Source organism: Budvicia aquatica DSM 5075 = ATCC 35567 (assembly GCF_000427805.1).
Lineage (GTDB): Bacteria > Pseudomonadota > Gammaproteobacteria > Enterobacterales > Enterobacteriaceae > Budvicia > Budvicia aquatica.
Genome location: NZ_ATYS01000001.1, coordinates 188,308 through 204,416 on the forward strand (window position 1 = coordinate 188,308; position 16,109 = coordinate 204,416).

13 protein-coding genes are annotated in these 16,109 nt (G+C 45.5%); 6 read left to right on the top strand and 7 right to left on the bottom strand.

All coding sequences use genetic code 11. From position 1 onward, the window contains the following. Positions 1 to 3: 3 nt before the first annotated feature. From YWE_RS0100865 to YWE_RS0100875, 3 genes are all read right to left on the bottom strand, one after another. Complete coding sequence (locus YWE_RS0100865; protein ID WP_029092814.1) at positions 4 to 1,323, bottom strand: efflux RND transporter periplasmic adaptor subunit; 1,320 nt, start codon at positions 1,321 to 1,323, stop codon at positions 4 to 6. A 118-nt stretch (positions 1,324 to 1,441) separates the two neighbouring features. Beyond that, positions 1,442 to 1,804, bottom strand: coding sequence for a copper-binding protein (locus tag YWE_RS0100870; RefSeq protein WP_029092815.1), 363 nt, complete (start codon positions 1,802 to 1,804; stop codon positions 1,442 to 1,444). A 67-nt stretch (positions 1,805 to 1,871) separates the two neighbouring features. After that, positions 1,872 to 3,254, bottom strand: a complete 1,383-nt coding sequence (locus YWE_RS0100875) for a Cu(I)/Ag(I) efflux RND transporter outer membrane protein (RefSeq protein ID WP_036014619.1) — start codon at positions 3,252 to 3,254, stop codon at positions 1,872 to 1,874. Between the two features lie 185 nt (positions 3,255 to 3,439). Between YWE_RS0100875 and YWE_RS0100880 the strand changes: the two genes are divergently transcribed. Further along, complete coding sequence (locus tag YWE_RS0100880) at positions 3,440 to 4,123, top strand: copper/silver response regulator transcription factor (RefSeq protein WP_029092817.1); 684 nt, start codon at positions 3,440 to 3,442, stop codon at positions 4,121 to 4,123. Continuing rightward, positions 4,113 to 5,570, top strand: a complete 1,458-nt coding sequence (locus YWE_RS0100885; RefSeq protein ID WP_029092818.1) for a Cu(+)/Ag(+) sensor histidine kinase — start codon at positions 4,113 to 4,115, stop codon at positions 5,568 to 5,570. Before YWE_RS0100880 ends, YWE_RS0100885 begins: the two co-directional genes overlap by 11 nt. 50 nt (positions 5,571 to 5,620) lie before the next feature. Here the strand turns inward: YWE_RS0100885 and YWE_RS0100890 are convergent, their stop codons facing one another. Together YWE_RS0100890 and YWE_RS26210 are read right to left on the bottom strand one after the other, a co-directional pair. Continuing rightward, positions 5,621 to 6,157 carry a DUF6622 family protein gene (locus YWE_RS0100890; RefSeq protein ID WP_321572725.1) on the bottom strand — a complete coding sequence of 179 codons (537 nt, stop codon included), beginning with the start codon at positions 6,155 to 6,157 and terminating at the stop codon, positions 5,621 to 5,623. Between the two features lie 45 nt (positions 6,158 to 6,202). Then, the gene (locus YWE_RS26210; protein WP_051323110.1) at positions 6,203 to 6,718 is read right to left on the bottom strand and encodes a helix-turn-helix domain-containing protein; all 516 of its coding nucleotides are present in this window, start codon (positions 6,716 to 6,718) and stop codon (positions 6,203 to 6,205) included. Between the two features lie 398 nt (positions 6,719 to 7,116). Here YWE_RS26210 and YWE_RS0100900 point away from each other — a divergent pair, with 398 nt between their 5' ends. From YWE_RS0100900 to YWE_RS26215, 4 genes are all read left to right on the top strand, one after another. Beyond that, positions 7,117 to 8,505: a cation diffusion facilitator family transporter gene (locus YWE_RS0100900; RefSeq protein WP_029092820.1), complete on the top strand. Its 1,389-nt coding sequence runs from the start codon at positions 7,117 to 7,119 to the stop codon at positions 8,503 to 8,505. Positions 8,506 to 8,579: 74 nt separating this feature from the next. Continuing rightward, the gene (gene yniD, locus YWE_RS31305) at positions 8,580 to 8,684 is read left to right on the top strand and encodes a small membrane protein YniD (protein WP_099044182.1); all 105 of its coding nucleotides are present in this window, start codon (positions 8,580 to 8,582) and stop codon (positions 8,682 to 8,684) included. Positions 8,685 to 8,961: 277 nt separating this feature from the next. Continuing rightward, the gene (locus tag YWE_RS0100910; RefSeq protein ID WP_029092821.1) at positions 8,962 to 9,726 is read left to right on the top strand and encodes a TSUP family transporter; all 765 of its coding nucleotides are present in this window, start codon (positions 8,962 to 8,964) and stop codon (positions 9,724 to 9,726) included. 841 nt (positions 9,727 to 10,567) lie between these two features. Beyond that, a complete protein-coding gene (locus tag YWE_RS26215; RefSeq protein WP_051323111.1) occupies positions 10,568 to 14,206 on the top strand; it encodes an autotransporter outer membrane beta-barrel domain-containing protein in 3,639 nt (1,212 codons plus the stop codon). A gap of 93 nt (positions 14,207 to 14,299) precedes the next feature. Here YWE_RS26215 and nemA read toward each other — a convergent pair whose 3' ends face one another. After that, positions 14,300 to 15,397 carry an alkene reductase gene (gene nemA, locus YWE_RS0100925; RefSeq protein WP_029092822.1) on the bottom strand — a complete coding sequence of 366 codons (1,098 nt, stop codon included), beginning with the start codon at positions 15,395 to 15,397 and terminating at the stop codon, positions 14,300 to 14,302. 54 nt (positions 15,398 to 15,451) lie between these two features. After that, entirely contained in the window at positions 15,452 to 16,051 is a 600-nt protein-coding gene (locus YWE_RS0100930; protein WP_071605806.1) for a TetR/AcrR family transcriptional regulator, read from the bottom strand. Between the last annotated feature and the right edge of the window lie 58 nt (positions 16,052 to 16,109).

Consider the following 16,109-nt stretch of genomic DNA (forward strand, 5'->3'; position numbering starts at 1 on the left):
TCCTTAGTGTCCCGCGTGCGGATCGGGTTGAGCGGTGGAGGGGGCGACGTGCTGTGAATGGTCGATTTCTGTCGCCGTCTGTTGTTGTCTCATACGGTCTAATGCACCGGAGATATTGGCCTCAGAATCAATTAAAAACAGACCGCTGGTTACTACGGTTTCGCCTTCCTCTAGCCCGGAAATCAAGCCCGTTTGTTGTTTGGACTCATGAAAAATTTTGATTAACTTAGGAACGAAGCGGCCTTGTTCATTTAAGGTAATGACCCGTTGTTCATCTCCGGCATCGATAACTGCCTGTGACGGGATTAGTAGCATTGGTTCGCTTTGGCTGTTGAGTGTCATTACTGCGTTCATGCCGGGCTTCAGTCGCTCTTTAGCATTATCAACTGCAAGACGAACCTGTAGGGTTCTAGTTATCGGATCAACGCTCGGCAGAATGTCCCACTTAAGTACCTTAAATGTTTCCTGCGGATAGGCCGGTACGCCGATGCTAAATTGAGTCGAGTCTTTTAACAGATAAGAGGCAGATTCAGGGATCGATGCATTAATCCAGATCGGGTTAATTCCCTGAATTTGAGCGACGACTTTGTCTTTGGAAATGTTCATACCGCTTCTGAGATCAAACGCAGTGATAACTCCGTCCATCGGTGCTTTAATCACAAAGCGGGTTTGAGCTTTTCTGGTTTTACGCAGCTGTGAGATTTCATCTTCAGACATACCCGACAGGCGCAGCCGTTCCAAAATGCCTTTAATTTGTAACGGCGAAGCGCCGGTTTCGGCTAATAGCAGATATTCACTTTGAGCTTCAACCCATTCAGGAATGGTAAGCTCAATCAGCGGCGTTCCTTTTTTAACTTTATCACCGATAGTCAACGGGTAGACTTTCTCGATAAATCCCTCTGAGCGCGACTGTACAATCGCATACTGATATTCATTAAAACTCAGGTTTGCCGGTATGGTCAGAGCATAATTTAGCTGACCATAAGTGACCTGTTCGGTACGCAAACCTAAGTTTTGAGTCATTGTCGGATCAATTTTGATCCCGGCTTTAGCCTGAGTACCATCGCCATCGCCATCTTCGTCGGCATATTTCGGTACCAAGTCCATGTCCATAAACGGTGATTTACCCGGCTTATCAAATTTGGTGTTCGGGTACATCGGGTCATACCAAAACAGAACTTTCGCTTCAGTAGTCGGGCTTTCTTCTGGCAAATGTCCCGCTGGAGAAGTAACAAAGTAGGCGTTAATACCGGTGGCAGCTAAACCTCCGACCAATAAACTGCCTGCGATGATGACTATATTTTTAATGGTTGTCGGGGCCATAAGTGTTCCTGACTCAATAATAAACAGAGGGCTAAAGTATGAAAAGTACGGCTGAGTTATTCAGAACCGGTCGGCAATAAGTCAGTTCGCCGGTTCTGAAAATCCGCCGCAAAGAAAGTTAGCGGGTCAGGGCGATTTTCTTTAACAGCGAAATATTGCCTTGCTGAACAAAATCGAGGTCGATCTTGTCACCAACCTTGAGGCCGCTAATTTGTGCCGGATCATCAAAGGTGAATCGCATGGTCATTGCCGGCCAGTTAATCGACGGTATTGGTTCATGGGCAACGGTGATTTTCTTGTTATCCAGATCGATAATCTTGATTTCACCTTTAGTGGTGATGACTTTTTCTGATGCTGGGTTTGTTGCAGCCGTTTGCGCCGCTGGCATACCATGACCTTGATGATCTTGAGCAGCGACGGCGGTTAAAGCGACTGGACCAGACAGCAGGGTGAAGACGACCAGCTTAAGTAAATTATTCATGTTTAACTCCGGTTTAAAATAAATGCGATAAGAAAATTAGAAACAGCAAAAAACAAACAACAGATTGTTATTCAATCCAGCCGCCACCTAATGCGGCAAACAGCGTGATTTCATTAAGCTGTTGGTCAAACTCAAGATCGACCAGGGTTTGTTGAGCGCTAAACAGGGCGCGCTCGGTATCCAGTATTTCGATAAAGCTCACGGCACCGTTGCCATACAGCACATTGGCCCGATGTTGAGTGATGCGCAGCGAGTTCAGATAACGACGCTGAGCCTCGATCTGAGCGGCAATGGTGGATCTGAGCGATAGGGCGTCAGCGACTTCTTTAAAGGCGGTTTGAATTTTTTGTTCATAGTTAACCACCGACATCTGCTGGCGAATCTCAGCTAATGACAAATTGGCTCTGTTTTTACCGCCGTTAAAAATCGGCAGCTCGATTTTAGGTATGAAATTCCACAGGCCATTGGCGGCATCAAATAGGTTAGTGATATTGGTACTGTTACCGCTGATATTTCCGGTTAATGAGACCGATGGGAAAAATGCCGCTCTGGCTGCACCGATATCGGCGTTATCTGCCATTAATAAGTGTTCGGCTTCAATAATATCCGGGCGTTGAAGCAGAATATCGGATGATAAATTAGCGGGTAGCTTAACGATCTCGGTGACTTTTTCAGTCGATAACGTGGCGTCTTTTGGCAGAGTATATTGCCCTACAATTAGCTGTAAGGCATGGTTTGCCTGCGCCAGTTCGCCTTCACGTTTAGCGATGTCAGTGCGAGCCGTTTCCGTTTGGCCACGGGCCTGTTCTAAAGCCAGCAGGGTGGAATTTCCCATTCGGGCCCGTTGTTCCATAAACTGATAAGAACGTTGGTAGTTTTGTAGAGTCTGTCTGGCGATAGTTAACTGTTGTTCAGCCCGGCTGCGGTTTAGGTAGCTTTGTGCTACGCCGGAAACCACTAAAATATGGGCTGCCCGTTGCGCCTGTTCGCTGGCAAAAAAGCGCTGCTGTTCAGCTTCACTCATGTTCTTTAATCGACCGAAGAAATCCAGCTCAAGGCTAAGCCCCATGCCAATACTGTATTTGCGTTCGGTAGTAGACGGGTTTCTGAATCCGCCGCTGTAATTGGCATCAGTCGAACCGGTTAATTGAGGGTACCGCTCGGAATCAGTCAGGTTATATTGAGCCGCCGCCTGAGCGACTTTCAGACTGGCCGTTTTCAGGTCGCTGTTATGCACCAATGACAGCGAAATAACCTGTTTTAACGAAGGTGAAACAAAAAAGGTTTGCCAACCGGGTGTGGTAATACTGTCGGATTCAACCAGCGCATTACGGGTCACTGAAAAATATTGCGGAACGGGCATTTCCGGCCGTTGATATTCCGGCTCCAGCGAAGTACAGCCCGCCAGTGCCAACAGCGAAACTAAAGCCAATTTTTTCAGTTTAAACATAATAAGTCCCGTTCACCGGTAGATCATAAGTAAGGTGATATTTATCTGATTGTTATGGTGTAACAGTGTATACAACAGGCTCTGTTCAACGGATGACAGCTTGATGACAATTTTGTCATTTTCACCATATGCTATTGATATCGGCTAGAATGGCTGAGAATACGACGGCAGTGAGGCGGAAAAACATGAAATTATTAGTGGTAGAAGATGAAGTGAAAACCGGAGAGTACCTGTGTAAAGGGCTGACTGAATCCGGATTCGTTGTCGATCTGGCCGATAACGGCATGACTGGCTACCACCAAGCGATGACCATGGACTATGACTTAATTATTTTGGATATCATGCTGCCTGATATAGACGGCTGGAATGTGGTCAAACTTCTGCGTTCATCCGGCAAAAGCATGCCGATTCTGTTACTGACTGCCTTAGGCAACACTGAACATAAGGTCAAAGGGCTGGAGCTAGGAGCCGATGACTATTTAGTTAAGCCTTTCGATTTTGCCGAGCTGCTGGCCCGAGTCCGAACGCTGCTGCGCCGGGGGGCTTTTACCATCGTAGAAAGTCAGTTTCAGATCGCTGATTTAGTCATGGACTTGGTCAAACGTAAAGTGACCCGTGGCGGAACCAAAATCACGCTAACCGGCAAAGAGTTCTCATTGCTGGAGTTTTTTATTCGCCACGAAGGTGAAGTATTACCCCGTTCGCTGATTGCATCTCAGGTATGGGATATGAATTTTGATAGTGACACTAACGCCATTGATGTTGCCGTTAAGCGCCTGCGCGCTAAAGTGGATAATGACTTTGAACCTAAGCTGATCCAAACCGTCAGGGGCATTGGCTACGTATTAGAGGTTCCTGATGAAGACTAAGCCCGGGCGTCGGCCTTTGTCATTGGCTTTTCGCTTAACGTTGTTTATTAGCATTACGACTATCACCGCTTTCATGCTCTTTAGCTGGCTGACTATCCAGTCGGTTGAGAAACACTTTGAAGAGCAGGATCTCAACGAACTACAGCAGTTAAGTACCTCACTTAGCCAGTTATTAACTCACCAAGATTTAACTGAACATGTGCGTATTGAACGGGTTATTAACGCTATTTCTCAGCGTCCTAATGCATTTATCTTTTTGGAAAGAATGAATAGCAGCCCAAATCAGATACTATTTCAGTCACCCGACGGGCCTGATTTTAAAAAAATTATTGAGACTTATCCGGTTGACACTGAATTACCGGTGATCTGGAACGCTCCTGAAGAACAAACTGCACCACATGAAGATAACAATAGCCTTCATGACGCTACGTCTGAGGGATACCGGGTGATGATTTTACCGATTGTCACCATGGCGGATAACCAAAAGCTTCACTATCGGCTGGTTATCGCACTGTCGATTGATTTTCATCTGCATTACATCAAAGAGCTAACTCGAAACTTGATGTTAGCTGCATTTTTTACCTGTCTGATTATGGTATTGATCGTCCACTTTGCGGTTTATCAGGGGCATGCACCGCTGCGCAGAGTGAGTAAGGAAATTAAAGGCATCACTTCCGAAAATTTGGACGTTCGGCTACAGCCCGATCAAGTGCCGATTGAACTTCAGCAGCTTGCCGTATCCTTTAATGCCATGCTTGAACAGATTGAGGACGTATTTAAACGACAATCTAATTTCTCGGCCGATATTGCTCACGAAATTCGTACTCCGATCACCAATTTAGTGACCCAAACTCAGATAGCCTTAAGCCAGAAGCGTTCAACCGAGGATTATCGGGAAGTGATGTACTCAAATCTGGAAGAGTATGAGCGCATGTCTAAAATGGTCAGTGATATGCTGTTTTTAGCTCAGGCTGATAATAATTTGCTGATTCCCGAACGTTTAACCATCGATTTAAAAAACGAAATTAATAAGGTATTTGAATACTTTGAAGCCTGGTCTGAAGAACGGGGAGTGACTCTGCGTTTACTTGGTGACGCAGGGCCAGTTCAAGGCGATCCGCTGATGTTACGACGAGTGATTAATAATTTACTCTCTAACGCCATTCGTTATACGCCTGAAGGTGAATGCGTAACAGTGACGTTGTCACAAAAAAATAACGGAATACTGATGTCAGTCGCCAACCCCGGCAGGGTTATTCCGGCCGAACACTTGCCAAGATTGTTTGATCGTTTTTATCGGGTCGACCAGTCGCGGCAAAGAAAAGGGGAAGGTAGCGGCATCGGCTTAGCGATAGTGAAGTCAATTATTGAAGCCCATCGGGGTAAAGTCTCGGTGACTTCTGATTCAAATTTGACGCAGTTTTCGGTTTTTATTCCGCAGCCATAGTTTAAATAACGCTCCGTTCGCAATCCGGGATAAAACTAATCGGTCCCTGTTTAAGCGCTCGATCTTTTTCTATACCAAGGCACAAATAGCCTGAGCGTTCCTCCCCAGAAAATCCCGTCGACAAAGCCGGTCAATAATCCGAAAATTATGCAAAATGCGCGGGTTTCACCGAGTTCTGGGCGAAGATAAGGGACGGAGGTCAATATAAATTTAAGGCTGAAGGCAACTATTATTATCCCAAGCGTTAGTGGCGTTCCGCTGCGCACGACTAAACCCGGGGTCGCCGAGCGCCTCAGCGGCGGTTGTGACCACCACATCATCCACCCGGCAACTGCGCCTACCAAAGTTCCGGCTAACATCATTATCAAACTCAGGCTAGGGCGGTATGTTTCGTGAACGACACTATATATTCCCCAGATTAGAAACAATACGGGGAGGAGGAACAGTCTGCCCGGCCGCATTTCCCTGTCGAACAGGGCAATAATCCCACGACAAAGCAAAAAAATGAGCAGAACCCACACCCAGATAGGCGTATTTTTGACCAGCTGTGCAATAGACATATCTTCACCTTGTTGACTAACATCCATTGTTAACTGGCAGCAGCGAAAATTCAGCGCGCAAAAATGATTGTCTTAGTCGTCTTTTTCCGTCGGTGATTTTTCTTGGACAGGCATGTTATTTTTCTCTCGTATAATGCGCAGCACTCTTTTTTGTTGCCACGTTGCGATTTGTTCTTTCAGAACAAATATTCTCAGCGCCCGAAAAGCGACAACTGAACCCCATACTAATGTCACCACGACTGACCAGTAGCGGTTAGGATAAAATAGATAATTTACGGTCATTAAAATGCCACAGACTAACAAAGCGATAATCAGCGTCCGATAAAAATGCGTTTCCTGTTCCACACGACGTCTGGCTTCGTTAATCCGCGTATCCAGCATTTTGCTCGCATGATGTGTGTTTCCGGATAGTTCTGCGACCTCCACGTTAAAAACAGAGGCCAGCGCACTGAGCGTTTCCAGACCGGGTTTATGGCCTTTTTCTATGCGTTGTACCGTTCTCACAGAAAGAGAGGCGAGTTCCGCCAGTTGCTCCTGTGACCAGGCGTTTCTAAGCCGGTACTCCTTAACCTTTTCACCCGTATTCATGCATGTTCCCCGTTGATTACCGATCAAGGATATATTTACACATCATTCTGCCTGCGAACACGACAAGCAGGTGACATCAATATGACAAAACCGCGACACACTTTACACGACAGCCGCATCAACTGCTTATTTGAGGGAAGCGATCGTGACTTAAGACAAGTAAAGTCCATAAGCCACTTTAGAGCAGAATTCAGTTGAGGTAAGGGAAAAGGATTTCAATCTTCAATAATAACAAATCGCTGATGTCTTAAAATGTTTTTTATATTACGGGACTTCAAGCCCCTTATATAAAAATCTTTATCACTTTCCGAGCCATTGTTGCCTAAAACACCTTGGTCTATGCTACTGTCATAGGCCGCTAAAAGTTGTTGATGATAAATCCCCAGAGTGAGTGTTTGATGAAAAATGAAAAGCAGCACGTTGCTTTAGTTTCTATGTTGGCCAGTGGCTTGTTGGCTATTGGTAAGTTCACCATCGGCATATTCACCGGCAGTATCGGTTTGATCTCTGAGGGTATCCATTCTTGCTCTGATTTTATTGCCACGGCGGTTACCTGGTGGGCGGTTCGCATCAGTGATAAACCTGCTGATGACAATCATCACTATGGTCATGGAAAAATGGAAAGTATGGCGGCCCTGTTTGAAGTCGCACTGTTATTCGGTGCGGCAGGGTGGATCGCCTATGAAGCCATTAAACGCCTGATGGGTGAACCTCACGAAATTATTGCCGCTCCTTTGGTGATCGCAGTACTTGTTATTTCTATTGTGGTCGACTTTTTCCGGGTAAAAGCGCTACGGCGGGTGGCTAAAAAGACAGGAAGCCCGGCCCTGGAAGCCGATGCTTTGCACTTTTTCTCCGACATGCTGGCGTCCGGCGTAGTGTTAATTGGTATTGTTTTTGTGACATTTGGCTTTGTTAAAGCCGATGCCATTGCCGCCATCGTCGTGGCCTGCTTTATTTTGAGTGCCGCAGCGACGCTGGGTAAACGTTCATTTGACTCATTGGTTGATACCGCACCGGCAGGAACTGAATCTAAGATAGCTTCATTGCTGGACAACTTCCCGGAAGTGATCGCCATTGAAAGAACCCGAGTGCGCAATGCGGGGCCGGTGTTGTTTATTGAGCTAACGCTGGCAGTGAGCCGTAGCTTACCTCTGGAGCGGGTGAGCGAATTAAAGAATCAAATTACCCAAACCTTACAGCAGCATTTAAATCATACCGAAATAACCCTGATAGCCATACCTCGCTCGGAAAGTAGCGAAACCATAGCAACTCGGGTACGCATTATCGCAGCCAATCTCGACCAGGCGATTCATCGCTTAACGATCTTGCAGCTACCGAACCAGCTAACGATCAGCTTTGATTTGGAACTGGATGCCGCTTTAAGCTTAAAACAGTCACAGGGCATTGTTGATAATCTGGAAACGGCGATCCGTGCCGAACTGGGGCAGCACGTTGAAATTGACACCCATATTGAACCTATTATTGCCAACTGGTTAGAAGGACAAGACGTACCCGATAACCTCAAGCAGGAATTTGAACAAGCGCTTTACGCCTGTACCGCAGATCGTGGCGATAACAAAATTAGTCACGTGCGGGTGCGTGAGACCAGTCAGGGCGTCATTGTCTATTTTGACTATTACTTACCGGCGGATATGTGCGTTGACCAAGTTCATACTGAGGTCGATCGGGTAGAAAGATCTATTCGTTCGGGTTTTCCACATGTGTTTCGGGTAATCGGACACGCTGAATCTCTACCGTTACCACAGAGACAGCAAATATTTTAAACCAACTATTAATTCCACCTTTTGGTCAGATAACGTATTCTCAAACAAGGTGTTGTAATTTTGCGGGGTGATATATGGCCAAATTAAGGATTAATAAGCACTGGAAGATGGTTTTGGTGCTGCTCTGTATCTGCGGTGCGCTGCTGTTGGTGCGGTGGGGAGCAATGATTTTTGGCTAACCATGATTATCCTTTGAGTATCGAGATTACTTTTCGCTGCGTAACGCATTAACCGTTAGCCGGTTCATTCTTATCCTATTCATAACATACGCTGTGGTTATGAGTTATGGCGCTATCCTTATGTCGGCACTTCCTTTCCAGTGGTTTCAATCATAGCAATGTTGAATACTTGATCCTCTATCACAACTACATTCTGATTTGTCCATTTCCGTTGCTTAATTTTTACTCTACATTGCCATAAGAGGAAATTTAACTTTCTGATATTAAGGCATAAAGTATGGATATTTCATTCCTGAGTCTCAATTTGTATATCATCATGTTTTTCGTGGCTATTGTTTCAGGCTTTATCAATGTCGTGTCCGGTGGCGGTGGATTTCTTTCGATAGGGGCATTATTACTGACCGGATTACCGCCGTCTTATGCGTTAGCAACCAATAAGATACAGGCTTTGGGAAGTTCATTAACCTCGGTGATCTATTTTCTAAGAAAGGGTCATATTGATGTCGCTGAGCATAAATTCGTTTTTCTTGCGGCCTTTGTTGGTGCCGCGCTTGGTACCACATTAATTCAGTTTATTGATCCGGTATTGTTGAAAAAGTTATTACCGGTGTTGATTATCATCGTTGCATGTTATTTCATCCTTTCTCCCAATGTAACTGAACCTAAGACTGAGCGTCGAATTTCGGTATTCTGGTTTTCTGTTATTGGCGGAGGTTGCGTAGGTTTTTACGATGGATTTCTCGGACCGGGAGCAGGATCGTTTTATACCTTGAGCTATATATTGCTTTGGGGTTTTAGCATTGATAAAGCACAGATCCATTCAAACTTTATCAATCTGGCCTCCAATATTGCCTCAATACTATTTTTTATGTTTGGCGGGAAAATGATTTGGTCACTGGGGCTTGTGATGTTTGTCGGACAAGCTATTGGTGCACGTTTGGGGGCAAATTTGGTGATTACAAAAGGAAAAAAGATCATCAGACCAATGATTATCTTCATCTCTATCATCATCAGCGGTAAGCTTATTTTTGATCTTTATTAATGGTAATGCTTTGGGTGTCTAAATTATCAAAGATTAACTCAATCGCGGGGGGAGTATTGATAAGCAGCTCGTTTAGCATTAATACAAACGTCATTCATCTTTATGGCGCATTTCCGAAACTATTTTGTACTCTTGTCATTATATTTTTTGGCTTGTCGCTCTATTTTAACCATTATCTCTCCTTATACCTGTCTGATTAAAAAACAAATCAAACCACGTTTTTATTATTAAGTTAAGTCATCTGTTAAATTATTATTAAATTTAGCCATATAATTGGTGTCTAGTGAGTGATATTTATCGCCAGCCTGATGTTATCTTACTGTTATTAAAGTATATATTTTGCCAGCCAGCTTACTAGCATACCTATTTAGTTGATAAGTAGTGGGTTTAAAACAATGACAATAATACCCTCAATGGTGACTATTAGGGAGCTCATTAACTGTTTAATTGTTGTGTTTATCTTTATGAAAATCATTAGTGCTAAAAACAACTTATCCATATGATATTTATGATTATAATTTATGCTATATATGTTAACTTGGAGAGATTCACTTTTAAATGAGTTTTTATCTATAATTTATTGTATATAATCACCCGCTAATTATTAATGGCTTAAATATGACTAAGTGTTGATTGTTAATTACCATCGTCACTTCGTTAATAACACTAAGGGTAACTATTAGATATCAATAGTTTTTAGAGGGTAAAGCTAGCTTGTATACCTAAGCTTTATCTATTCATTCTCATGGCGTTTATCAATAAAGACGGACGATATATCAGTAAGCATAGCAAAAAGCGAAAGCTCTCTGATTCATGATGCAGGTAGCAACGAGATGAAAAAATGAAACCATTAACAAACACACGCTTTACTCCACTTCGCCAAGATACAGCATTAATCGCAGTTTTTGCACTTTCAGTTATCGCCATGCCGCAGTCTGTAATGGCTGCTTGTACCAGTTCAGGTACCGGAACTTATCTCTGTGAAAATGCGAATAGCACTGGAATTACGATTACGGGCACCGATATCGATATTAATACTGCACCGGGTTTTAGTGTATCAGAGCCAGGGAACAGCGATGCGGCGCTGAATATCATGGGTTCAGGTACGGTTAAATACACCGATGTTAATGGTTCTACGCTTGATACCCAAGGTGGATATTCGCTGCAAATTAACAATACCACTACCGCAGGTGAGTCGTCGTTAACCCATGTTCAAACCAACGCAAATATACCTAATGGCCTATTTATTGAAAATAGTAGTCAAAATGACTCAACGGTTGCTATCGATCTTTCCGGCAGCCTATCCGAAGGCGGTTATGATAACTTCGCCATAGACGTTCGTTCTTCTGGTGAAAAAAACGCTAGCGTTAATATTAATACTCAGGGAATTTCCGGCGATAACGGCATCAATACCGTTGTTCATTCAGCAAATGGCACGGCAAGGCAAGACATTAACCTGCAGGGAGACCTCAATGTTAGTGGAGTTGGGGGGTATATTAATAATGCCAGCAGTAACGGCAGCGGTATTCTCAATTTTAGCGCCAAAAACCTTATCGCTTTATCTGATGTTATATATATCAGCAACTCGGGTCATGACGGAGCGGCGATCACCCATATTGATATTGATGGGGATATCACCTCAACTAACGGTCAGGCGGCGAGTTTTTATAACAATTCCTACAACGGTCTCTCTGATCTGACCATTCGAGCTAATAATGTATCAGGGCAGTATTTAGGCCTGAATATTACCAACTATAGCCAGTATGGTTCCTCGCAAACCGACATCGCTTTAACCGGCGATATTTCAGCCACCTCCGGGCACGCGCTGAGGCTAAGTACTTATGCATCAGAGGGAGATGTCGGTTCGACTATTAAGCTTAATAATGTGTCGAGCTTCTATGATGCGCTCTATATAAGCGCCAATGCCACACAAGGCGATGTAACGTCTAATCTGGACGTTTCAGGAACGATTACGTCTGAGTTTGGCTATGGCATTTATATGATGAGTAGCGTATCGGATGGGGCATCGTATAGCGATATTAAGGCCAATAATATTACTTCCGGCTATCAGGGGCTGTATTTGAGCAACTTCGCGACCGGTGACGTTATCTCTACCATTTCCGTCACCGGAGATATCGTTTCGGGTTCGGCCGGCGGTGTAACGATCCAATCATCGTCCGATCAAGGCAATGTGGCGAATGTCATTAATCTCAATAACCTGACTTCAAATGCAGATGGCTTACATATAATCGGCTCCACGAATATCGGTACATCAACAACGGATCTCACCGTCTCTGGTCAGATCAAATCCACCAGTAGCGGCATTGTGCTTAATTCTTATGTGGATGATGGCAATGCTGTGGCTAATTTCGATATTAATAGCGTCACCAGTGTTTATGATGCTATTTACATCTCCAATCTCGTTCCTGGTACTGACAACGGTAAATCCGTGGTTAATGTGACCACTCGGGGCGAAATCGTATCGCAAGACGGATATGGTATTTATACCGAATCTAATAGCTCAGATACCTATATTACCGTTGCCGGCCTTGTACGTGGCGGCAATGACACCGCCGTCGGGATTTATACTCTTGATGGTGCTCAAAGATCAGCGACGTTGGAGTTGCAGTCTGGCTATGTGCTTGAAGGCATCACTCAAGCGCTAGTGATGAATAGCAACTACTTTGATTTGCCTAGCGGCTCACTGGATTTGCCCAATGGTCACTTAGTCCTTGGCGGGGCAGAGAATGCCACGTTTGATCTTAGTCGGATTGATAACCGTGAAGAAGCTATTTTCAATGGTGACCCGAATCGTATTACCGGATTCGGCACATTAGCTAAAACCGGCAATGGCGTCTGGACTCTGGTCGGAACTAACACCGCTAATGATGCGGTGAATTTATTTTCATCAGCAAATGTAGAAAAGGGCGTGCTGGCACTGGATAGTGCTACTTTGGGCCTGGCGGCTGACACCGCATTAACGGTGGCTAACGGTGGCGCGTTATCATCGATTGGTACATCGACACTCAGTGGCAATCTGACCAGCAGCGGTGAAATTCGGCTGGCTAATCAATATGTCGGTGGCAATGGTAATTTTGCCGGCGATAGGCTGACCGTGACCGGCAACTACACTGGCAACAGCGGCGCATATCTGATGATTGATACCATGCTCGGTGACGATAACTCAGCCACTGACCGTTTGGTGATTAACGGTGACTCTTTAGGTACGACCTCAGTCAAAGTGAATAATGCCGGTGGTGACGGTGATCTCACCACTAACGGAATCAACATTATCAATGTTAGCGGACTGTCTTCAGACAGCACATTTCTGCTTGATGGTGATTATGTCACTAAAGATGGTAAGCAAGCGGTGATTGGCGGAGCCTATGCTTATACCTTACAAGCCAATGGCGATGCGGCAAGCCCGGATAGAGATTGGTATTTGTCTTCAGAACTCCGGCCTTTAGAGCCGAGCCCGGAAGCCGGTGGCGAATCCCGTTATCAGCCGGGCGTACCTTTATATGAGCAATATCCACAGGTGTTAGCCGCACTGAATACGCTGCCGACATTACAGCAGCGTATCGGCAACCGCTACTGGTCGCAGGGTACATTGGCAGAAAGCGCGGCCAACAATGAGCAATGGGCATGGGGGCGTATTGAAGGTAGCCATCAATCATCGGATCCGGCCAGATCAACCAGTGGCTCACAGCGTGATATTGATCTGTGGAAGTTACAAACCGGAATAGACATTCCTATTTATCAATATGCTAACGGTTCTTTGTTAACCGGCGGCGTCAACTTTATCTATGGCAAGGCAAACGCTGATATCACCTCCTATTATGGTGACGGCTCGATCGACACTTCGGGTTACGGTGTTGGCGCTACGTTGACCTGGTATGGCATTGATGGGGTGTATATTGACGGGCAGTTACAGACCATGTGGTTTGATAGCGACCTGAAATCTGACACTCTCAGCCGTACCATGGTCTCTGGCAATAACGGCCGGGGATATGCCTCTTCGATTGAAGGCGGTAAACGCTATGCACTGAATGAAGAAGGGCTGTCACTCACGCCACAAATGCAGTTGCTCTATTCTCGGGTTGATTTTAATAGCTTCCGCGATCCCTATGGCAGCAAAGTTTCAGCCCAGGACGGTAATAATCTGCGTACCAGAATCGGAACATCACTGGATAAAGAAACCGCGTGGGTAGCCGAAAACGGTACAACCAGCCGCACCCACGTTTACGGTAATGTAGACCTGTATAACGAGTTTACCAATGGCACTAAAATTAAAGATTCCGGCGTTGAATTTTCTACCCGGGATGAACGACAGTGGGTGGGTATTGGTGCAGGCGGGACTTACGAATGGCAAAATGGGCGCTATGCGGTATATGGCAATCTGAACCTGACCAGCGCGACCAATAATATCAGTGATAATTATGCCGTTGGCGGTGCCGTTGGTATAAGAGTAGGTTGGTAATTATTCGTCATTCAGTTGAAAAATAGTTTAGCTAAAACACGCATCCCGACGAAAGTCGGGATGCGTGTTTTATTGGCTTACCATAAAGAAAAGCTATAACGCCGGATAATCGATATAACCTTCAGCTCCGCCGCCGTAAAATGATTCAGGACGAGGATCGTTTAGTGCGGCATTATGCTGCAGGCGCTTAACTAAATCCGGGTTGGCAATATAGGCCCGACCAAAAGCAACCGCATCGATATAACCTTGATCGACCAGCTTTTCAGCTTTCTCCATGGTATAGGCTCCGGAACCGACGATAACGCCACTGAACCGATCGCGAACTTTTTGTCTGAATTGATCGCTGTAAGGTTGGCCGCCGGCCCAGTCTGGCTCAGAGAAATGCAGATATGCCATGCCGCGCTTGCCTAATTCTTCAATCAGATAAAGCGCCTCAGCCTCTTCATGTTCGCCATTATTTAACCCTTGGAATGTACCTAATGGTGAAATACGGATGCCAATACGATCGGCACTCCACTCTTTGCTGACAGCATCGATCACTTCCAGCACTAAACGGGCGCGATTCTCAAGGCAGCCACCGTACTGGTCGGTGCGATGGTTTGAATTTGATGAAAGAAACTGATGTAACAAATAGCCGTGGGCCGAGTGCAGTTCAACCAGATCAAAACCGGCATCACGGGCGTTAGCTACAGCCTGACGGAAGTCGTCTACAATTCCCGGAATTTCATCAGTTTCCAGCGCTCGCGGTAGTGAAGTATCAACGCGAATAGCATGGCCGTTCTCATCGCGCAGGGAAGTGCGGGTTTCCGCACTGATAGCTGAAGGGGCGACCGGTGCCTGCTGACCCGGTTGCAGACTGTTATGGGAAATACGTCCGGTATGCCATAGCTGTACGGCTATATGCCCCTGTTCGGCATGAACCCCGGCGGTAATTTTTTTCCAGGCGGCAACTTGCTCCGGGCTGTGTAAACCCGGAGCACCGGCATAGCCTTTAGCCTGCGCAGAAACTTGAGTCGCTTCACTGATAATCAACCCCGAGCTGGCACGTTGACGATAATATTCTGCCATTAATGGCGTCGGGATATCGCCGGGTTCAATGCTGCGCAAGCGCGTTAGCGGAGCCATAAAAATACGATTAGGCACGGTAATCGCACCCACTTTTAGTGGGGTAAATAGTTTACTTTTTAACATCGTAAAACCTCAAATAGACCGGTCGTCTAGTAGTTTGGCAAATAAAAAAGCCTGTCAGGAGACAGGCTCCGCTAAAAGTTGTGTTACATGGGCAAGCGCACATTCTAATGGCTCTGCGCGGCGGGATATCTTCGCCTGCAGGCTGGCACCCAGCCAAAGTGAATACATCATATGAGCCTGCATATCCGGGTCACCTGAAAAATGGAGGCTTTGCTCAGCTCGTCCTTTCTTCAATGCATTGGCAAGGTGCGAGATAACTTGAGCAGAACCGTTATCCAGAGCAGTGCGCATATCTTCTGAAAGGTCACAAACCTCCGCCGACAGTTTTACCGTCAGGCAGTTCACTAACTTATCGTGCTGACAAAAATAGTTCAGACTTTGCTGATACCAGCCAATAATCCGCTCGCGGTAAGTGGTATCACCCTGGTTAAAATACTGCTGTATTTGTTGGTTATACAGCGTGTAATGACGCTCCAACATGGCGACACCGAAAGCTTCTTTTGAGCGAAAGTAGTGATAAAAAGAGCCTTTAGGCACTTTAGCCGTCGCCAGCAGTTCGCTTAATCCCATACCGGTAAAACCGCGGCTCAGGCAAAGTTGAGCTCCGGTGGTAAGGAGATGTTCACAAGTGTCGTGTTCAGGATGTCGTTTCATGGTGTGTAATGTACTAGACCAATCAGTCTAATTCAACCCCGAGCAATTATTTTCTCAT